General features: G+C 38.7%; 12 protein-coding genes. 4 read left to right on the forward strand and 8 right to left on the reverse strand.

Going from position 1 to position 21,378, the window contains the following annotated elements; translation table 11 throughout:
• Nucleotides 1-76 precede the first annotated feature (76 nt).
• The 6 genes from KQP79_RS03155 to KQP79_RS03180 all read right to left on the reverse strand — a co-directional run bounded on the left by KQP79_RS03155 (nucleotide 77) and on the right by KQP79_RS03180 (nucleotide 10,376).
• Entirely contained in the window at nucleotides 77-1,579 is a 1,503-nt protein-coding gene (locus tag KQP79_RS03155; RefSeq protein ID WP_004311004.1) for a BACON domain-containing protein, read from the reverse strand.
• A 32-nt stretch (nucleotides 1,580-1,611) separates the two neighbouring features.
• Nucleotides 1,612-3,036, reverse strand: a complete 1,425-nt coding sequence (locus KQP79_RS03160; RefSeq protein ID WP_004301366.1) for a BT_3987 domain-containing protein — start codon at nucleotides 3,034-3,036, stop codon at nucleotides 1,612-1,614.
• 25 nt (nucleotides 3,037-3,061) lie between these two features.
• Nucleotides 3,062-4,228 (reverse strand): DUF1735 and LamG domain-containing protein, encoded by a 1,167-nt coding sequence (locus KQP79_RS03165; protein WP_004301367.1) that lies wholly within the window; start codon nucleotides 4,226-4,228, stop codon nucleotides 3,062-3,064.
• Between the two features lie 11 nt (nucleotides 4,229-4,239).
• On the reverse strand, nucleotides 4,240-5,325 hold the full coding sequence (locus KQP79_RS03170) for a glycoside hydrolase family 18 (protein ID WP_004323633.1): 1,086 nt from the start codon (nucleotides 5,323-5,325) through the stop codon (nucleotides 4,240-4,242).
• 90 nt (nucleotides 5,326-5,415) lie between these two features.
• Nucleotides 5,416-7,038: a SusD/RagB family nutrient-binding outer membrane lipoprotein gene (locus tag KQP79_RS03175; protein WP_061447536.1), complete on the reverse strand. Its 1,623-nt coding sequence runs from the start codon at nucleotides 7,036-7,038 to the stop codon at nucleotides 5,416-5,418.
• An 11-nt stretch (nucleotides 7,039-7,049) separates the two neighbouring features.
• Nucleotides 7,050-10,376 carry a TonB-dependent receptor gene (locus KQP79_RS03180; protein WP_004301370.1) on the reverse strand — a complete coding sequence of 1,109 codons (3,327 nt, stop codon included), beginning with the start codon at nucleotides 10,374-10,376 and terminating at the stop codon, nucleotides 7,050-7,052.
• Nucleotides 10,377-10,613: 237 nt separating this feature from the next.
• Here KQP79_RS03180 and KQP79_RS03185 point away from each other — a divergent pair, with 237 nt between their 5' ends.
• Genes KQP79_RS03185 through KQP79_RS03200 form a run of 4 tightly spaced genes read left to right on the forward strand, consistent with a single transcriptional unit; the run spans nucleotide 10,614 to nucleotide 15,636 of the window.
• The gene (locus tag KQP79_RS03185) at nucleotides 10,614-11,684 is read left to right on the forward strand and encodes a glycoside hydrolase family 18 (RefSeq protein WP_032856118.1); all 1,071 of its coding nucleotides are present in this window, start codon (nucleotides 10,614-10,616) and stop codon (nucleotides 11,682-11,684) included.
• Nucleotides 11,685-11,693: 9 nt separating this feature from the next.
• Nucleotides 11,694-12,854: a DUF1735 and LamG domain-containing protein gene (locus KQP79_RS03190; RefSeq protein ID WP_008642037.1), complete on the forward strand. Its 1,161-nt coding sequence runs from the start codon at nucleotides 11,694-11,696 to the stop codon at nucleotides 12,852-12,854.
• Nucleotides 12,855-12,880: 26 nt separating this feature from the next.
• Nucleotides 12,881-14,308 (forward strand): BT_3987 domain-containing protein, encoded by a 1,428-nt coding sequence (locus KQP79_RS03195; protein ID WP_004310998.1) that lies wholly within the window; start codon nucleotides 12,881-12,883, stop codon nucleotides 14,306-14,308.
• A 20-nt stretch (nucleotides 14,309-14,328) separates the two neighbouring features.
• Nucleotides 14,329-15,636 carry a DUF4989 domain-containing protein gene (locus KQP79_RS03200; protein WP_004301374.1) on the forward strand — a complete coding sequence of 436 codons (1,308 nt, stop codon included), beginning with the start codon at nucleotides 14,329-14,331 and terminating at the stop codon, nucleotides 15,634-15,636.
• 1,021 nt (nucleotides 15,637-16,657) lie between these two features.
• Here KQP79_RS03200 and KQP79_RS03205 read toward each other — a convergent pair.
• Both KQP79_RS03205 and KQP79_RS03210 read right to left on the reverse strand, forming a co-directional pair.
• Nucleotides 16,658-18,928: a GH92 family glycosyl hydrolase gene (locus tag KQP79_RS03205; protein ID WP_061448265.1), complete on the reverse strand. Its 2,271-nt coding sequence runs from the start codon at nucleotides 18,926-18,928 to the stop codon at nucleotides 16,658-16,660.
• A 104-nt stretch (nucleotides 18,929-19,032) separates the two neighbouring features.
• Complete coding sequence (locus KQP79_RS03210; protein ID WP_004315134.1) at nucleotides 19,033-21,339, reverse strand: GH92 family glycosyl hydrolase; 2,307 nt, start codon at nucleotides 21,337-21,339, stop codon at nucleotides 19,033-19,035.
• Between the last annotated feature and the right edge of the window lie 39 nt (nucleotides 21,340-21,378).

Raw genomic sequence — 21,378 nt, forward strand, 5'->3', positions numbered from 1 at the left:
CTTTATTTGACTCTATTCACAGATTTGGAAAGAGTAAATAAAGGGATTCTCTATAAATTATTTCTCTATATATTAATTATTTGTAAACAATAGTAGTTGCATCATTCTTAGTTAACTTTGGTATCACTTGACCAGTCTTTAAATAAAGAGTCTTAATTTTGCTGCTACGATTGGCGTTTAAGTTTGTTAATGCTGGACATTCCGAAGCATCAATTGACGTAACATAATCATAACTTGCATACCAGGAAACAAGACTTAAATCCAAAGACTCAAGTTTACTACTGATGACTTTAAGACTTTCTGCCTCCGAATAAACATAGCTACCTCCTGCATTGAAACTAGTAATTGGATTATCTCCCAAATTATACTCTTCACAAATAGTAGGGCTATTAAATGTGAGTGATGATACCTTATGTAAACCTGAAATATCAAGCTTTTTCATGTTTGAACAATAACCTAAACGTAATGAAGTCAGGTTAGGGAAATACTCTATTCCGGTTAAATCTTTAATCTGGTTAGAGTATGAGGTGTTAGAGAATGAAGTTGCGTTTAATCCTTCTTCAAGAATAATACATTTGGTATCATCAATAGGGAGAGCCCAACCGTTAGATATACAAAGTGCTCGAAGAACGGCATCTGGAATTTCCACAGGGCTGGCGTCCGGATCTTTTTGAACAATAGCAATATCTTTTACTAATGTACCACTGGTTTGGGCAATATGAATTGTACCTCCACGCGAAGCTGGTGATGCGGATAGTTTATAAGTAACAGTAACCGTAGTCAAACCATCATCGCCTTTTTGTGGTTCGGAAATTGATTGATCAGTAATCCAATCTTTCCCTTTTGTTATGGAAATAGCGTAATTGACGTTGTATTTCACTTTAAAAGAGATAGTTCGTGCTGTTAGATCATATGTTAAAGTGTTACTTTCGGTGATAATTGCATCTGTTTGTTTTTGATTAATATCTACATTGACACTTTCAGTAACGAGTGGGCTTGAGATTGTAATTTTTGTACTACGATCTTTATATGTCTTGTTCTCGGCAGCAGTGAATGATAAAGTTACTTTGCCACCGAATTCATTACGTCTATCGAATGTCAGCCACTCTTTACCACCGTCACTATATGTTATCGTTGGGTCGGCCACATTGGTATTAAGTTGAATTCTCACAGTACTTTTTTCTTTAGTAATAGAAAGAGCTTCGTCAGAAAGTAAATCCATTATATATGCAGGTTGAGACTCTACTTGTAGTGGCACAACTGAAGAACCTGTGAAAAACTTGAAGGTTGCAGTACGCTTTTCATCTAATTTGTTAGGATCGATGGTAAAAGTAACTACATCACCATCTTTACCTGAAGTTATTGACGGATGTGCCCAATCACATATTCCTGACAACCGCCAGTTATCGGAGCTTGTTACAGTAACTGTAGCATCCCCTCCATTTTTATCCACTTGGAGTATATTGGTCGATAGTGAGATTGTTGAATTACCATTATTGATTGATTCATCATCATCAGAACAACCCCATAGTAGGAGGGATACCGATAACACTATCATTAAATTCTTAAATAATTTCATATCTATTCTTTTTAAGGTAAAATATACATTAATCAGTTAATAGCTTCACGTTCTGTACTATTCTTTTTATAATAGTAACTTGGATAAACTAATGTTTCATCGTACAAACCTTTACAAACGGATTGGCATCTATATACTTGTGAACCATATAATGATGGGTCAAGTGCGAAGAACATGTAGTATCCATAACCAGCTTCTTTTCTAGAACGCGCTGTAGATTCACTTGAGTTGCCACTGCCTCGTCTTAGTTCTATTGACATACCAGCACACTGTTTCAATGTCATACCGGTACCTGGCCCAGCAGCCCCACCATAGTCAGCTACAGCATAATCGCAATACTGACCAGGTTCGATACCATCGATAACTTGGAGACTACTTGAATACATGTTGCCAAGGTTATAGAGCGAGACAATTTTTTCCGGCATGACAGCTTTACATTCATACATTAATCGTGAACCTGCATAAGCTGATGGGCTTGCAAGCCAGGGGTTTGAAAGGTCTGGTGAGTTCGAATATTCGTCATCGAAAGCGACGCCGTCCAGATTATAAGCACGGCAATAAGCTGCCAGTTCCCGGGCGAATTCCCTAGCTCCCATATCCGAAAGTTGAGCGACACCAGCTTCGTCATGATTACCAAGGATGCTGATAATAATTTTCATACCAGCTTTACGCAATGGTTGTAGATACTTATCATTATTGTCGAGCAAGAATTGAACATTTTCATTGTTCGCTAAATATACTCGTTGTTTCTCTGGATCCCAATTGATATTAGCAGCAAAAAGTACGATATGGTCGAAAAAATATTTACCACTTTCAGTCAGAAACTCAAGGGCATTGAGCGGGTTAGTATCATTAACTTCGAAATAAAGAACTGTTTGTACCGCATCTTCTCCTTTGTTAGTATTAGGTTTGTTGCGATAATCTTGAACGAGAAGCACCATATGCTTGGACGTTTCAGTAAATGTTACTCCTTCAGTAGAAGATGTTACTGTCAAAGGTACTATGTAGGTTTTATCCTCTTCCATTCCATCAAACGCAGTCAGTGTAACTTTCACGCTTGGGGTAACTTTATCATCTGGGGCAAGTACAAAAGTACCATTATTTGCGATTTTCACATTAGCGGCAGGAAACACTTCGAAATCCGTTTCATGGATAGTGTTGTATATAGCTGCATATGATTCCTCGACAGCTATTTGAACATCTACTCCTTTTTGAGGTAGTTTAGAAAGACGGAATACCACATTAGTGCTATATTCATTATTTCGGAGCTCGATTACCGAACTGTTTTTATTCGTATTTTCGTCCAATAATAATCCGCTCAGTTGAGTCGATGCCAAATAAGAAGATTCATCTATCTTGTTTCCTATTTCAATGTCTTCCTCACAAGATGTGAAGGTTGCCATAGTGAACATTACCACTGGCAGGAAAGCATATTTGATATTGTTTATCATATTCATATTCAATTCTTAGTTAAATGATTTATTATTGAGGCAATGAAACAGATTCCCATTTAGGTTCTTTTTCGATTGTCAAATCATAGCCACTCACGCTGTAATCTTTAGCTACTGTACCCGAACCTTCGTCGAATTTCCAATATGCAATGAGCCCTTCCGATTCAGGTTCTATTGTGTAGAAGTGATTTGTTGCCTGAATTTCTTCTGCTGTTAATGCACGATTCCAGATTCGTACTTCGGAAACGACGCCATCAAAATAGCGGTCATCTTTATAGGAATAACCTACCCAGAAACAACGTGAGCCGTCTTCCTCATTGGTATGTTTAGCACCAAGACTAACAGAACTCTTTCCCGTTGAACCGGAAAGCTTTTCTACGCCATTGATATATACTTTGACATTACCTTTATTGAATGCGACAGCTACATGATACCACTTGCCACTTTCAAGTTGAAGGTCTGCGCTTGTACAATTGTTAACAGAAGTAGCTACTTGAAGTTGGTTATTCGGAATGGTTGCGTCACCGATACGGAGCAAATAATTGCTTTCGATACCCATCAACGTGTTCAGAGTATTAGGGAATGAATTGGCCTTGAACAGTATCTCCATCGTATTCTCCGTTAGATTATTGAATTTGGAGTCATTCTTGAAGTCCGGATAAGCACGATTACGACTGATATTACATACCACATTAATAAGTGATGCTCCGCGGAATACATAATAATATGTCTTAGCACTTTGCAAAACGCCGATTCCTTCCACTGATTTAATAGTGACTGGAAGCACATAAGTGGTTTTGATATCAAGTTCTCCTGTATTAATGAATTCAATAGGCAATTCTGGACTAACTATACTACCTGATTTGATGGTAGTCGAAGTTTCTGGCATTGAATAATGTTCTTCAGAAAGAAGTACTGCAGTTTCATCGTAATATGCCAGTTTATAAGTTGATAAAAGTTCGGGAGCAGGTGACATAGTCACTTTGATATCATGTTCTTCAGGCTTTGCTATGGCTACTGAAAGACCAGTTTCTACATTTGTATCACCAGCTTTGAACAGTATTTCCTTAGTAAAGTTCGATGCCGAAATGAAGAGTTTATTGTCATAATGCTGTTCATTTTCATCGTTGTTCTGGCAACCGGCAAGAATTATTGAGAAACCGGCAAGAGCTGTAAATATTAAATTGTTTAATTTCATAAGGCAGTTTTTTATTTAACGGTTGGACTCAATATACTTATAGCTTCTTTTAAGGTTGGGTATACATTGCTGGCATTAAAATAGTCTTTTTCCGCTGCATCAATTGAAATTCCAGCTTTGGTGTAGTCAGGCGTCTTTGCCACTGCCCATTGAGCAGCTCCAATGATGGCAGATGAGCCATCTCCGAGTTCACCATTGTAACTCCCCGAATTGGTAAGATAAGGCGTTGTTACTCCCATGATGAAGCGGTCGGTTGGTACGTTTTTTGCTGATGCCATGAGTATGAGATAAGACATCTCGTATTGGTTTTTTGCTCCATGCGCATTGACAATGATGTATTTACAATCAGAAAGCAGACTTTTACCAATAACGTTCTGCGGGTAACCTTTGAAAAGCAAGTCCTTATTAGTATTCGCAACTTTCCAGTTAGCTACCGCGTCAAAGAATGCTCCTTGACGTGCTGTTTCAGCGGCAATTTCATTCTCTTCAACAAGCGAATTGAGGTCGAAGCCTGTATAATTCACTACAATTCCATCTACATCTAAAGCGTTACTTGCGGCGATTTGTTTAGTGACCTCACTTTTGCAGTATTCAATAAAACGTGTTGCATCGTCGACAGTCTCTTCTCCTTCTTCTCCATTTTCTGTTTCATCAGATTCGGGATTAGGTACAGCGTTGGCTGCTTCTTCTTCAAGAATCTTTTTCCATGCACTTTCTATAGCATCGAAATCAACTAATCCCAATACTTTTGTACCCAATCGACGTACTTCCTTCATCTCAGATATATTTGCCTGATTTACTTCCATTGTATTGTTTAGACAAATATAGTCGAGACTGTCAGGCATATCAGTAAGATGTTGACTGCGTGAGGTTGTTACAGTACTTACATTATTAACTGAAACAATTACTACCTGATGGTCTGTTGCTTTAAAGTTGTTGAGAGATTCCAGGTATTGAGCATAAAGTTCCGGATTTTGTTCCTCCATAGAAGGAGTATGTATATTGATGCTTTCTGGATCTGTCCAGTCAGAACACGAGAACTGCATCATAGAACATGCCAGCATTACAGGCATGAGATATTTTATTTTTCTTCTCATATATGCTATAATTAAGGTAATTTTATTTGTATAATTTAATATACTAAGTACTTGGTATATATTTTTATTTTTTGTTACTCATTGGTTGATTTATTTACAGTCCCACCATACGTGAGTTGCCATCGTATCTCCTCTTTTAGTCTTGGACTCTTGTGTCAATGTCGCAACTGCTGCTTCTACGCTTTCTCTATTTTCACGATATTCATCAGTTGGATATGGCATGCGTCGTGCACCTTCCGCATCATTAACAATTCCTCCACTTGCATTTGCTGCCATTGGCATTAATTTAGGATAGCCTGTACGACGGTACTCAGTCCATGATTCCATACCATTTGGAAAGTTTGCAATCCATTTTTGAGTAATAATCTGTTCTAAGCTTTTTTCAAAATCACCTCCAGACCATGCCACAGTTACATTTGTATTAATAGCTCCAGAGTAATCATAAGTTTGGGCACTTTGTCCTTTCAGTGGATCTTTATATGCTTCTACTTTTCCCGTACTTGCAAGATAATTTTCGACTCCACTGGTAATTCCGTTTTCTTCAAACGACAAACGGATTCCTTCCTCATAGAAGTCTTTAGCTGTTCCTCCCATGTTCCAGTTACGAAGAGCTCCTTCAGCACGCAAGAAAGCGACTTCTGATGCACGGAACACAACTATATTATCACTCGTAGTGACTTTCATACAAGAAGAGCCTTGTGACCAGGAGTTATATTGTCCTTGCAGAATACCCCGACGTAAACCTACATAACTTTCTTCTCCAGTATATGCATTTCCCGACACGGTGCCAAAAGTACTTTTATCATAATATGCTTCGCGACGAGGATCGTTGTATGCATTCATGTAGCAGGTTAAATCCGCTGAAATTCGTGCATCTGACCATAGTACCATAAAACGTTGCCATGGATTATGATCGGCAACTTTACGATAAGCGCCATCAGTTGCAGCAGTCATAACACCTGCTGCTACAGCTTCTTCAGCCAATTGCTGTGATGTTTTTCCATTCACGTTAAATCCTGCTACATAGCAAGTACGCATCGCCATTCTTAGCTTCAAAGAGTTGGCAAACTTATACCATGCTGATGTATTGCCATTATAAATTCTATCAGCACTTGAGCTGAAGCTTTGGTTGCTAAACTTTCCTAATACTGTAATAATATTATCCAAATCTTCTAGCATTTTGGCATAGACAGCTTGCTGAGAATCATAAGGGGATTTGATCGCATTAGCTGCACCTACTTTTGAATAAGGGATGGGACCATATGTATCTGTTACACGTAACATTACGACGATACGATATAACTCGGCCAACGATAAGAAAAGTTCATCATCGCTTTGATTTTTCAAATTGAAGTAATCAGGGTAAAACTTTGAATAAAAATCATTGAATGGAATTTTTTTCCAATCGTCTGAAGGATTATAAGTTGCGTAACGACCAGACCAACCTGTACCCAAATTGGAGTCTGCTACATATCCCGAAAATGCTCCTGCCATCAAACAGTCTACATATTGAGAAAAGTTCTCTTGTTCTGGCATCATCAAATCTTGTAAATTAAGAGCTAATGATCTTACCAAATACCAATCTACTCCCATGTCATTTTGGTCTGGTTCATGAGGATTTTTATTGTAATCTTCAAAGTTTCCTGTACATGCAGTTGCACCGAAAAGAAACATACCAGTGACTATAAACTGTATTATTGTATTTTTCTTCATCTTTTCCGTTTTTAGAATTTAAGTTTCAAATTGAATCCTACGCTACGAAGGCTAGGCATCATAAAGTAATCAATTCCCTGGTAATAGTTACCTGTAGTGGCTACAGATTCAGGATCGAAAGGAGCCTTGCAATAAATCATCCACAAGTTACGACCTACCAGCGAAAGAGTGATATCCATAATATTTTTCAATTTCTTTCTTGGGATAGTGTAGCTGACAGAAGCTTCTTGCAGACGTAAATTGGTAGCACTATAAGTGTAATATTGAGGAATACCGCTGTCGGCACCAACCACTGTATACCACTTTTGCGCGTCAATCATATCGTTGCCGTTTATCACGACTCCACCATTATCACGAGCTGCTGCTGTAGCTTCGGATACACCATAGGAGTCAAGAACGGCTTGAGTCGCAGAGTAAACGACTCCTCCCAAACGGGCAGTAAGAAGGAAGCCAAGTCCCCAGTTACCATATTGAAAGTCATTGCGCCATGCCATATTAGCTTTTGGAAAAACAGATCCTAAATAAATATCATCAGCTTTGTCATTCACTGCTACATTTCCATCGGCATTTACATAAATCTTATTATTTGAATCTCGAAGCAAGTCAGACTGTGAGTAGAGATCACCTAAAGATCCACCTACTTTTAGAATGAACCGTGCCTTTGATAAACCACCTACATCCATACGGTCTTTTGTTATTTCTTCACCGGTTACAGGGTTTATGTAACCATCAATCAGGCTTAAAATCTTGTTTTTATTGGCACTGAATGTGTAGTTAGAACTCCATGAAAACTTGTTCCATGTATTCTTGTAACCAAGTGAAAGTTCTACACCACGGTTACGTACGTTACCAGTCTGCGCATAGAATGTACTATAGCCTCCTGTTGGAGAAAGCTTTGCATCCATGGTTTGATTGTAAGTCTTGGTATTATAGAATGAAACATCAAAATTGAAATGTTTAAGGAAACGTGCAGTAAGACCTACTTCCCAAGAATCTGTACGTTCCGGTTTCAAATCATACAATGGATATGCAGACTGAGAAGAGTATGCTCCTGTTGAAGTATTCCATGAAAAAGTTGGATAAGCAAGGAAGCGTCCAAATGGTAGACCTACGGATGCCCAAGAAGCACGTAGTTTTAAGTATGAAATACTTTCAGGTAATTTGAAAAGTTCAGACAAAACAACAGAGCCTCCTACTGACGGGTAGAAAAAAGAAGACTGTTTTGAGTTCGGTCCCGCTAATTGACTTGGCCAATCATTACGTCCGGTAAGAGTCAAGTAGTAAGTACTTCTATAACCAACTTCTGCAGATGCAAATATAGATTGTGTTTGTTCACGATAACCAGTTTCTTCACGTTTCCCAGTTTCTTTATCCAATTGAGCAACTGTGAAAAAGTTAGGAAGTCCATTCGCTGCAATTGGTCCACTAACGGCAAGAGCTTCAGAACGATTGTCTGAATAAGATGCTCCGATATTAGCTGTTAAACTCCAATCCTCGCCAAATGTTTTATTTATATTCAACAATAAGTCTGCATATGTTTGCTTGTCACGAGTGTTTGTTACACCATAAAAACCATTTTCACCTTCAGCAATAGTTGCGATGGTAGAGGCATAGTATTTTTGTGTATATGTGTTGTATGAATTATCTAGACGTACACGTCCAGCTACGTTCAACCAACTTAGAATATCGTAACTTAAAGCTGCACTCAACATATAACGATCTTTGTCATTTTCACGCAAGTTACGATAATTAATCCAGTAAGGATTTTGTAAACGGAACGATCCCCCTCCTTGAGGCCAATATTGCGTATACATATTACGCTCTAAATCATAACGTTCGTACATTTTGTAATCTTCCCAGTCATTTCCACGCGGAAACAGGTAAGCAGAAGACAATGGGTTTGCATAAATACCTTGATTCACCATATTACGGTCTTTCTGCATAATATATTGAGCACCAACATCCAGTTTCATCTTATCTTCTAGAAAAAGAGTGGTGTTCCGGAATGTAAAGTTATAGCGGTCGTATTTGTTATTTGGAATAATGCCACGCGAATTAACGGCTGCGGCAGAAAGATATGTCTGATTGTGTTCAGTACCAGTAGAAAGTGTTACAGATTCTGTTCCAATAAGCCCAGTCTGAAAATAATCACTTGCAGGATCGTATCCGCGGTAATTAGCTTCATTCAATCTTTTACCCCAACTAGCATCTGTTCCAGAAGTTCCATAGCGATTCTGAAACTGTGGCATGACGAATGGAGATAACATTTCTGTATTACTAGATACGGTCAAGGCTACACGACCCACTTTTCCTTTTTTGGTTGTAATCACAATAGCACCATTAGATGCATTGCTACCATACAATGCGGCAGCAGCAGCACCAGACAAAACTGACATTGATTCAATGTCATCTGGGTTTATATCAGCTATAGCTTCTGTAGAGCCTTGCGATTGCATCTCTTCAGAACCACCAGAAGCGCTCAGGTTATACATTGGAATACCGTCGATAACATAAAGAGCATTAGACGATTGTTCGATACCCCTGGAGCCACGCATAACAACTTTACTTGCACCACCAATACCAGAAGAAGAAGAGTTGATATTTAAACCCGCAACCTTTCCGTTCAGTGAATTAATAAAGTTCGCATCTTTTACAGCTAAAGCTGATTCTGCATCGACCTGTGTGACATTATAACTCAAAGCTTTCTCTGAACGCTTAATACCCAAAGCTGTAACAACTACCTCGTCAATCACTTGGGTATCATCCATCATCGTAATATTAATGGCTGTCTGTCCTTTCAAAGGGATTTCTTGTGTCTTATATCCGATATAAGAATAAACAATAACTGGGTTATTGCTTTTTGTCACAATTTTGTAGTTACCATCCAAATCGGTAATAGCTCCGTCTGTTGTTCCTTTCACTAAAATGCTAACACCAATCAATGGTTCTCCTTTAGCATCTACAACTTGTCCGGTTATAGTACGTTCTTTCCCGCTTTGTTGTTGTAGTGAATCGGAATTTTCTTTTTCTGATAAATAAATTATATTCTCTTCTATTTTATAAGAGATATCTTTATTTTTCAAAAGTGTGTTTAAAACTTGCTCTAAAGAAGCATCTTTTACTTTTAAAGGTTCAACTGTGACAGTTGATAGCTTGTCATTGTAGAAAAATTGGTACTTTGATTGTGATTGAATTTGTTTAATTACAGTTCCTAAAGTTGTACGGGGAGTTGATAAGGTCAACTGTGCCGCAGCCCATTGTACAGGAACTGCTATCAACAAAAGAATCAATAAAGCTCGAAATAACTTCGACTTTCGAAGCGAATGTTTGCTTTCCATACATTTAATTTAATGGTTATACATTTTATTAAACTCAAAAAGAAGAGTGTCGACTTTCCCTTCCTTTGTTAATAAAACAATGCTAATATAATAAACACTTAGTCCATTTTCTCTTTTTTTTCGAAAAAAGTAAGAAATATCTGATATCTCCTTGAATAACCTATATTTAGAATTTACCAAGTACTTAGAGAACTTGGATGAAAATAATGTGATTAAAATCTTTAAGTGATAATATATATGAAAAGAATAGTAAAAAACAGTTTGTTTACAACAATATTGATGGTGTGGGGGATGATGTATTCCTCATGCGAAGGCTGGACAGACCCAGAAAGCATTAACATCCATTACCCTACATTTGAAGAGCAAAACCCGCAACTGTATGCTGACTATATCAGAGATCTGAAACGCTACAAGGATGGAGAACATAAGTTAGTCTTTGTCTCTTTTGACAATCCGGAAACTAATCCAATCAATCAAACCGAACGTCTCACCGCTATACTGGACAGTGTGGATTTTATCTGTTTGAATAATCCAGAAAAGCTCTCGTCTGAAACACAAGCCGAAATGGTAAAAATACGCGAGAAGAATATCCGCACGCTTTCCTGCATTAATTATGAGAGTTTAGAACAAGAATGGAACAATAAGGCAAAAGATAATTCCGAATTGACGGAAGAAGATGCACAAAGGTATCTGAATGAACGTACGGATGCTATGCTGGTTCTATGTGACAATTATGGATATGATGGTATCCTAATTGACTATACAGGACTTTCAATGGTGGGTATGCAAGAAGATGTGTTACAACAATACAAGGCACGTCAGCAAAACTTCTTCAGCAGAGTGTTGGATTGGCGGATTAAGCATACCGACAAAACATTGGTTTTTTACGGTTATGTGCAGTATTTGGCTCCAGAAAACATGGATATGCTGGATAAATACAATCATCTGATACTGAAAACCGCTTCTTCCAAAAACATGGAGGATCTGACATTAAATGTTTTTATGGCTATTCAAGCAGGCATAGACGTAGCAGGAACGAATGCGGATCTTGTTCCAAAAGATCGTTTTATTGCCTGTACACAGTTTCCTCAACAGGAAGATAAGGATATGATAATTGGTTATTGGGATACACGGGATGCAAATGGAAATAAAGTATTGGCTGCACAAGGTACAGCTCAATGGATTGTACAGGCATCACCAGATTATACCTGCACTGGTATTTTTATCATCAATATCCAAAAGGATTATTACAATAATACTTATGGAACAGTACGTGAAACTATTCATATAATGAATCCTAATAAATAGAAATACAATATGAAATTGCATATTTATCAATTAGCATTTATAGCACTTACTGCATTTACGGTAAGCAGCTGCAAGGATACGGATATTAATGATGAACATCATTATGACAATAAGCTTTATATAAGTTCGGTACCCGTAACAGAAGATTTACTGATTAAAGAAGATGTATTGTTTGACAGTCGTAAAATTACTTATCGGCTTGCTGCTCCTGTCGACAACGAAATCCAAGTCAGCTTTGATGCCAAACCATCTTTAGCGGCTACCTACAATCTAAGTTATGGAGATAATGCTACAGCACTTCCCGAAGCGTTTTATGATATTCCTGTGAAGAATGTTACGATTCAACCCGGAGGAATTTCTGGAGATGATATCATAGTGAATTTCGTTAATTTGAATCAATTGGACGACTCAAGACGTTATGTGTTGCCTGTTACAATCACAAATGTATCTGGAATTGGACTTCTTGAGAGTGCCCGTACTACTTATTTTATCATCAAAGGCGCTGCTCTTATTAATGTTGTAGCTAATATTAAAGAAAACTATTTTCCGATAAAATGGAATAGTGATGTAAGCAAGATGATTACTATTACAGTGGAAGCATTGGTACGAAGTGATGACTGGGTGGCCAAACGTGATAATGCACTAAGTTCTGTTTTTGGAATTGAAGGTAATTTCCTTATACGTATCGGTGATGGCGACCGTCCACGTGATCAACTTCAGGCATTTGTGCCAGGTGGAAGTTTTCCTCCAGCAAATCACGCACCAGGTATTGGACTTCCGGTAGACGAATGGGTACACATAGCTGTTGTGTATAACACTGTCAATAAAAACCGAATCTATTACAAGAATGGTGTGGCGGTGTATAAAGACCAGTCAGCAAATAGTACGGTTGATTTAACTAAGAATTGCTATATAGGCCGTTCTTTTGATGGTACCCGCTGGCTTCCGGGAGAAATTTCAGAGGTTCGTATTTGGAGCGTAGAAAGAACTGCAGAGCAAATTGCAGATAATCCTTATAAAGTAAATCCTGCCAGTGAAGGACTTGTAGCCTACTGGAAATTTAATGAGGGGTCTGGAAAGGTTGTTATAGATCGTACAGGTAATGGAAATGATATCACTGCGAGTAAAGATCCGATATGGGTTCCTGTAGAACTTCCTCAAATATATTAATCCTTTTAATTAAAAAGAATATTATTATGAAACAAAAATATCTGATAACAGGGTTGATGGTTGCCATATTTGCAGGCGGCATAACTTGCCTTACCTCTTGTGATGATGATCTTGTCATAAATAAAGCAATAGATGAGTCAGCATATACTGGCATTTATGAAAACAATGGATACTTGCGTGACGGAAAGTCCAATTTGTCCTCTAACGTAGTGGAGCTATACAAAGATACTTATACTACTTCTGTAAAAATGAGTCTTAGTAAAATGGCGAGTACCAGTACTTTTGCTCAAGTAATTATTGATGCAGACTATTTGGATACTTATAACAAAGAGCATGAAACCGATTTTGAATTGTATCCTGCGCACTTGGTTTCTTTTAAGAATGACGGGAAGCTTATTGTAGATGCACAAACAAAATCTGCTCAGACTGACATCACCATTCAGACGGACGGCACTTTGAAAGAAGATAAAACCTATGCTTTACCTATAGCTCTTACCCACGTAAGTAGCGACATTACCATAAAAGATGAGAAAGCTGGTCATTGTATCTATTTGATAAAAGATATGAGAAAGTTAGGAAACACTTACAAAGGGGAAGATGTAGTAAAGTCATTTGTCTTCTTTGATGGTACAAATCCACTGAATGCTCTTTCTTTTCAACTGGAAAACGGAAAATTGCTGTGGGATGTAGTATCTCCATTTGCTGCCAATATCAACTGGGACGCACAAGCCCAACGCCCTTATTTAAAATGTAATGCTTACATACAATATTTGCTAGATAATAATGAGAAATTTTTGCAACCACTTCGTAAACGTGGAACTAAAATAGTATTAGGAATACTTAGTAACGGGGATATAACAGGAGTGGCGCAACTTTCTAAACAAGGTGCCAAAGACTTTGCACGAGAACTAGCTCAGTATTGCAAAGCATATAATCTGGACGGGGTATGTTTTGATGACGAATATGAAGGTGCTTATGATCCGAATAATCCAGCATTAACAGAGCCTAGTGAGGAGGCTGCGGCACGTTTATGCTACGAAACTAAACAAGCAATGCCTGATAAAATCGTAGCAGTATATGCATTAAGAAGAATGTATAGTTCGAAGGCAACCGTTGTTGATGGAGTAACTATTAAAAACTGGATAGATATTGTAGTTGGTGATTATGGTAGAGATCCTTCTCAAGTTCCGTATGGGGACCTGACATCCAAAGAATGTTCCGGTCAATCCATGGAGTTTGTTAGAGGTACAGGTGGCGATTTACAGGGACAAAGACTGATAAACCAAGGTTCTGGATGGTTTATGGGCTTTTCACCGAAGCCGGAAAATTATGGCAATGTATTCCGGCGTCTGTCTGATGTGAGAACTCTGTATGGTTCTCCGTTACAAGCACCTACCGTGTTCTACAAAGACAATGATGCCACACCTTACCAATATCCCGATGATTTGCAATAAATTAAAAAACAATTGTAGAAATGAGAACACTTTATAGATTTTTCTTATTATTGGCAGTCGGTTTGCTGACAGCCCTTTCTGGATGCGGCGAAGATGAAACTCCAAGTCTGGCTACCTATCCGGATAACAATTTTTCTCTTGTGGCGGAAGACGGAGAAGGCTCGGAAATAACAGTGAATGCCACCTATAATAATGAGGGTATATTAGAATTCGATAAACCCGTAATATTCACCTTTCGTTTTAACGCTTCACCCGAGGACGCAATAGTTACTTTTGAGCCAATCGGAGAAGATGTTGAGTTAAGTGATACCAAATTGATAATTCCGGCAGGCTATACGGATGCCAGTGTTACTTTGGGTATAAAAAATATGGATGTTTTTCAATCTAATTACGATGAAGCTACCTATAATTTAGGAGTGAGAGCTACTGTGCAAGGATATAAAATGCCATCTATTACCTTGGAGGCAAAAGCTTTGATAAAGAAAGAGGCGTATGTAGCTACAGGTTTCTTGGAAGGAAAAGTCGGTAATAAAACTACATTCGAACATACTTATTTCAACGGAGAATTTAAGGACACGGAGCGGAATCTATATACATTCAGTGTACAATTGGATCGTCCTGCTCGGAAAGATGTAAAGGTGAAACTTACAACGGAAGGAGTGGATGACGAATACCTGAAAGACATTAGTATTACTCCTGCAGAAATTATAATTCCTGCTGGTGAAAAGACATCAGGAGATATTACTTGGGAGATTACTAATGACTTTTTGTTGCGTACATCGGACGACTCGTCAAACACATTAAATATCACAGCTGTTTTTGAATGTGAAGATCCGGTCTTCGTGCAGGATGAGAAAAGAAGTTCTTTCACCTTGAATATAAATAAATATATAAGAGGATTTGAACACATATCTTACAAACGGCCTTCCGGTTGGATAGAATGGGCCAAACAGGGTTGGTCTGTAGATGTGGAAGATAGTAGTGATTTTTATCAAAACGATGGTGGCGGTTCGCTTATTGATGGTGAAACCAAAGGTAACTATGAAGGTATATGTTCTGATGGAGATATTTCATTTACACTCGATATGGGAGAGGAAAAAACAATCACTGGAGTAGGTCTTGATTATATATATTATTATGCTCCTCAAAATGTACAATTATCAGTTTCTTCTGATGGAAACACATGGAATTATCTAGGAAAAGTAGCTACTGCTGATGAGAATGCCGATTACTATCAATTCATTGAATCTATAACTGCACGGTATGTGAAATTTGATCTTTTGGCTTCTTGGGGATGTGAGCTTTATGAAATATACGTCTTTAAGTAGTATTGAGTCTAAAAAGAATATAGGTTAAAGTTTGTATTCGAGAGGCTGTCTCAAGATTGTTTTTGAGTCAGCCTCTTTTTAATTGCTTTTTCAAAGAACGGGCAGGCGCTAACTTTTCTAAGTCTAACGTTTGCTCATGTTCCTAAATATTTGAATTAAATGCTACATAGTGAAATAAAATATCTATCATAGTATCATTTATTTCAATAATCTTTTAATTATCAAAGGAATAAGTATGATAGATAGCTTTTAGAAAATGCATCTATCATACTTTTACCAGTAAAAACAGGTTATCTATCATTGTGCAAAATAGCCATATAAGGGTCATAATAGGTGTAAGATAGCTTGTTTTTGTCACAAGGGAGCCATATAAATCTGATTATCGTGGCTTAATAATGTAAATGTAATGGCGATAAGTTTATAGCCCACGTATGTGTGCTGTACAGTCCGCATGTGTGGGCTGCACGGTTTACATACGTGGGCTGTACAGCCTGCACATGTGAACTATAGAAAGACAGCCGCTTCCAATAGATTATTAAGTTGTCAATACAGGTTATCATCCTATAAAGTGTGCATTCTTATGCCTTTAAATGGATACTCTCACCTAATGCTACACTAAATAGATATAGTATGGGTGTGATAGATACCCGTTTTTTGCAATAAAAGTATGATAGATGCATTTTCTAAAAGTTATCTATCATACTTATTCCTTTGATAATTAGAAGATTATTAAAATGAATGATACTATGATAGATGTTTTTCTCACTATGTATTCAAACCTGTATCATTTTACTCATTTCCGTACGGTGCTGAATCAATTGATATTTTAGCAAATAAGTATTGAAACGCAGATTAACGCAGATTTTCGCAGATTATTAGAAGGCTGCGCCATGTTTGAGAACTTTTTTATTCTTTGCGAAAATCTGCGTTAATCTGCGTTTCAATAAATGTTCATTTGGCTCATTTCGGTGCAATACAGAAAGACTCAAACCAAGATTAGGGCTAAATTATCCCGCAAGGATTATTGTTGCTTAGAGAAAGAATAGGGCATATCTTCTTCTTTAGTTCCTCTATTCTGATTAGGTTGATTACTCATTTCAACATTGATCGTACCTCCCTTGAGCAAATTTTCGTGTCGGAGATAATTTTTAGTGTAATCAGCACCATTGACATTCATCGAATTGACATAAAATTTTTTCTTACTATTATTCGGAGCATCAATAACCAAACTATTGCCATTTTCAAAATGGAGTGTAGCTTTCTTGAATAACGGAGCACCTATAATATATTCATCCGTTCCCGGACAAACAGGATAGAAACCTAATGCCGAGAATACATACCAGGCAGAAGTTTGTCCGTTGTCCTCGTCGCCACAATAGCCGTCCGGAGTAGGAGAGTACATACAATCCATTACTTGACGCAACCAGTATTGGGCTTTCCAAGGTTGTCCTGCATAGTCATATAAATAAATCATGTGCTGAATCGGTTGATTGCCATGTGCATAGTTACCCATATTCATCACAGTCATTTCACGGATTTCATGAATCACTTGGCCGTAGTAGCTATCATCAAAAATAGGAGGTACGGCAAAAACAGAATCCATCATGGTGATAAACATCTCTTTTCCACCCATCAAGTCAATCAATCCTTGAGGATCGTGGAATACCGACCAAGTATAGTGCCAGCTATTTCCTTCCGTAAAAGCATCTCCCCATTTCAGCGGAGAGAAAGGAGATTGGAATGTACCATCTTCGTTGCGTCCACGCATTAACTTAGATTCCTTATCGAAAAGATTCTTGTAGTTCATGGCACGTTTTGCGAAAAGATTAATCTCTTTTTTCGGACGTTTAAGTTCCTTTGCCAGTTGGTAGATACACCAGTCATTGTATGCATATTCCAACGTGCGTGCGGCGTTCTCATTGATTTTTACATCATAAGGCACGTAGCCCAGTTTATTGTAATATTTATATCCCAGACGTCCTGTTGATGATACTTGTGGATGTACATTCTCCGTTCCGTGAATCAGCCCTTCATACAATGTTTTTATATCGTCCACTTTCACTCCTTTCATGTAAGCATCCACTAAGACAGAAGCAGAGTTGTTACCAACCATACAGCCTCTGTGCCCCGGACTTGCCCATTCCGGGAAGAAACCGCTCTCTTTATATGTATTGATCAGACCTTCCTGCATTTCCTTGTTGACTGACGGGTACATTAGGTTCAATAACGGGAATAGGCAACGGAAAGTATCCCAAAAGCCTGTGTCGGTATACATATACCCCGGTAATACTTGCCCATTATAAGGACTGTAATGAACAGGTTGTCCGGCAGCATCCAGTTCGTAGAATTTGCGTGGGAAGAGCAATGAACGATATAAACAAGAATAGAATGTGCGATATTGGTCGAGATTGCCTCCTTCTACTTCTATTTTGCCTAATACTTGGTTCCACGCTTCTTTTCCTTTTTGGGCTAGCTGTTCGATATTATCTTTGCCCAACTCTTTCATATTCAAAGCTGCCTGTTCAAAACTGATGAAAGAAGAAGCAATTCTTGCATGTACTTGTTCGCCCTTATGTGTTTGGAAACCAATAATGGCTTCGGCATGATCTGTTGTCTGTTCGGTAACATTTTCCTGCAGATTGCCATTGACTACCGTAGCTTTATATGTGAAAGGCTTGTCGAATTCAATAATAAAGTAATTTTTAAAGTTTTCGGGAACTCCACCGCTGTTGCGAGTCGTGTAACCGATAATCTTGTTTTCTTCCGGAATAACCTTAATATACGATCCCTTATCAGAGGCGTCCACTACAACATACGAATGATCGTTTTCCGGAAAAGTGAAACGGAAAAGAACTGCACGCTCGGTTGGAGCCATTTCTGTCACTACATCATGCTCTGCAAGATATACTTTATAATAATAAGGAGTGGCAGTTTCTCCTTTGTGGGCAAACCAACTGGCACGCTTCTCTTCATTGAATTCCGGTTTGCCTACTACAGGCATAATAGAGAATTGTCCGTAATCATTAATCCACGGACTGGGTTGATGTGTTTGTTTAAATCCACGAATCTTATTAGCCGTATAAGTGTATTGCCATCCGTCTCCCATCTTTCCTGTTTGTGGAGTCCAGAAATTCATCCCCCACGGACGGGCAATGGCCGGATAAGTATTACCTGTTGATAACTCGAAACTAGATTGAGAACCCATAAGCGGATTGACATACTGCGTCCAGTCTTTGGCTTTTGCAAAGACGATACAACTTAATGCGCATACTAATAGGAGATACTTTTTCATGGTCTTATTTATTATTTATGGCTCAATCGAATCAGAAATCGATTGAGCCAATTTATTTTTCAAGGTTTTGTTTTTTTTATTCAATTTGAACAGCTAGTACCAACTCATTCCTCTTCTTTGGAGGAGAGAGCTGGAGAGAGGACTCCCCATTTCGTAGGATGATCGGTCATCTTGATTTCCATCGTTCCTCCATTCGCAATATCCTGATGGTTAAAGAATGGAATGTTTAGAGCTTTACCGTTCAGCAATACACTTTCAATGTATTTATTCTTTTTCCCATTATTCTTTACTACAATACTGAAAGTCTTTCCTTCAGGCAGATTGATAACTGCTTTGTCGAAGGCAGGACGTCCGATGGAATATACCGGCTTGCCGGGACATACCTGATAGAATCCCATAGAGTTGAGTATATACCAGGCAGACATCTGACCGCAGTCCTCATTACCCGAAAGACCGTCTATACTGTTGGTATACTGACTTCGGTAAACGCTATCCACCAACTCTTGAGTTCTCCAAGGATGGTTAACGTAGTTATATAGATGGATCACATGGTGACTTGGTTCGTTTCCATGTGCATATTGCCCGATAAGTCCGCTGATATCTGATGAGGTTGTCTCACCTTCAAGTGATGAATCGGCCGAGAATAAGGAATCGAGTTTCTGGACAAAAGCATCTTCTCCACCCATCAGATTGACTAATCCTTCTACATCATGCGGCACAAACCAAGTCCATTGCCAAGCTGTTCCTTCACAATAATCATCGCTGCGGTGAGTAGATGCACGCGGATTGAATGGAGTACGCCATTCACCTTTTGAGTCCAGTCCACGCATGAAGCGGATTGATTTGTCGAAATAAAATTCGTACGCCTTGGCAAAGCGTTCATACTTTGCTTTGGATTCAAAATCACTCATTGCTTCTGCAAAGATAGAGATACACCAGTCATCATACGCATATTCCAGAGCTTTGGCCACTGATTCGTTTTCGCGGTCACAAGGGATATATCCGATGGCATTCTTATAATATTTTGCTTTAGGCATGAGATGAGGCAATACCAAATCCGGACATTTGATGCCGGTAGTGTCATATTCGGCGGCACGCAGGCAGGCTTTATAAGCCTCTTTGGCATCAAAATTGCGATACCCTTTCATGTAGGCATCCACGATGACCGGAACAGCATGATAACCAATCATAGTGCCGGTGTAATTGGAAGCCAAGTCCCACATGGGGTATATCCCACCTTCCTGATGCTTCTTAATTAACGAATTGATAAAGTGATTATTCAGATCAGGATCAATGATAGTCATTAGCGGATGTAGCGCACGGAAAGTATCCCATAAAGAAAATACAGTGTATATCGGATTAAGGGTGTCTCCTTGATGCACTTCAAGATCCATTCCTAAATAACGTCCGTCTGCATCAGTGAACAGATTTGGACTGATTCCCGTATGATAGAGGGCCGTGTAGAAGATGGCTTTATCTTCTTTATCGGAAGTTGTAATATCAATTTTGGAAAGATATTCATTCCATGCCGTACGTGCGTCTTTACGTACTTTCTCGAAATCCCATCCGGGAATTTCTGATTCAACGTTCTTCCGTGCACCGGCAATATCGACAGCGGACACACCTACTTTAACAAGAACCTGCTCGTCTTTACTGGTGTTGAAATGCAATAATGCTTTGCAGACAGGAAGCCGTTTGCCATTGTCCATGGTGATAGAATCCGTAACGAGCGTATAAGAGAATGGCTTGGAAAATTTAGCGTAGAAGTTGATATATTGGTCGAAAGCCCAATAAGTTGTTTTCTTGTGTCCACAGATTTCCGTATCGCTTATTACTTCTATTTCCATCTCGGAGTTAGTCTGTCGTTGCAGGCTGTAATCCAGGTCGATGATAAATCCGGATTCGGCGTTTTCGGGAAAAGTATAGCGATGGATTGCTCCTCGTTTGGTGGATGAAATTTCAGCTTTCACCTGGTAAGTATCAAGAAAGACAGAATAATATCCTGGTTCTGCGATTTCATTCTTATGTGAGAAAGAGGAAGCGTATGCTAGGCGTTGGCTTTGGGGATCGGTTGTACGATATTGTTGTTTACCCACAGTTGGCATGAGCAAGACATCTCCATAGTCGCAACAACCTGTACCGCTGACGTGGGTGTGTGAGAAGCCATTGATGGTAGAGTCGGCATAATAATAACCGGAACAAGCATCCCAACCATCGATCCGGGTGTCCGGACTGGGCTGAATCATCCCGTGGGGAACTACCGCTCCGGGGAAGGTATGACCATGTCCACCGGTACCGATGAAAGGGTTGACGTAAGCACTATAGTCTTTTACATTAGTGGGGGCTGTACAGGAGCTAAGTGTGAATAAACCTCCTAAACATCCTACTATTAGGAATGTTTTTAATTTCATGGTATTAATAGCTTTTAAGTTTTAGCCGGTTCATCTTTT

It is taken from the genome of Bacteroides sp. DH3716P (assembly GCF_025914115.1).
GTDB lineage: Bacteria > Bacteroidota > Bacteroidia > Bacteroidales > Bacteroidaceae > Bacteroides > Bacteroides ovatus.

What these genes read in the sequence shown, in the direction of transcription:
- KQP79_RS03155 (WP_004311004.1), bottom strand. Translation starts at nt 1,579, where the DNA reads ATGAAATTATTTAAGAATTTAATGATAGTGTTATCGGTATCCCTCCTA.
- KQP79_RS03160 (WP_004301366.1), bottom strand. Translation starts at nt 3,036, where the DNA reads ATGAATATGATAAACAATATCAAATATGCTTTCCTGCCAGTGGTAATG.
- KQP79_RS03165 (WP_004301367.1), bottom strand. Translation starts at nt 4,228, where the DNA reads ATGAAATTAAACAATTTAATATTTACAGCTCTTGCCGGTTTCTCAATA.
- KQP79_RS03170 (WP_004323633.1), bottom strand. Translation starts at nt 5,325, where the DNA reads ATGAGAAGAAAAATAAAATATCTCATGCCTGTAATGCTGGCATGTTCT.
- KQP79_RS03175 (WP_061447536.1), bottom strand. Translation starts at nt 7,038, where the DNA reads ATGAAGAAAAATACAATAATACAGTTTATAGTCACTGGTATGTTTCTT.
- KQP79_RS03180 (WP_004301370.1), bottom strand. Translation starts at nt 10,376, where the DNA reads ATGGAAAGCAAACATTCGCTTCGAAAGTCGAAGTTATTTCGAGCTTTA.
- KQP79_RS03185 (WP_032856118.1), top strand. Translation starts at nt 10,614, where the DNA reads ATGAAAAGAATAGTAAAAAACAGTTTGTTTACAACAATATTGATGGTG.
- KQP79_RS03190 (WP_008642037.1), top strand. Translation starts at nt 11,694, where the DNA reads ATGAAATTGCATATTTATCAATTAGCATTTATAGCACTTACTGCATTT.
- KQP79_RS03195 (WP_004310998.1), top strand. Translation starts at nt 12,881, where the DNA reads ATGAAACAAAAATATCTGATAACAGGGTTGATGGTTGCCATATTTGCA.
- KQP79_RS03200 (WP_004301374.1), top strand. Translation starts at nt 14,329, where the DNA reads ATGAGAACACTTTATAGATTTTTCTTATTATTGGCAGTCGGTTTGCTG.
- KQP79_RS03205 (WP_061448265.1), bottom strand. Translation starts at nt 18,928, where the DNA reads ATGAAAAAGTATCTCCTATTAGTATGCGCATTAAGTTGTATCGTCTTT.
- KQP79_RS03210 (WP_004315134.1), bottom strand. Translation starts at nt 21,339, where the DNA reads ATGAAATTAAAAACATTCCTAATAGTAGGATGTTTAGGAGGTTTATTC.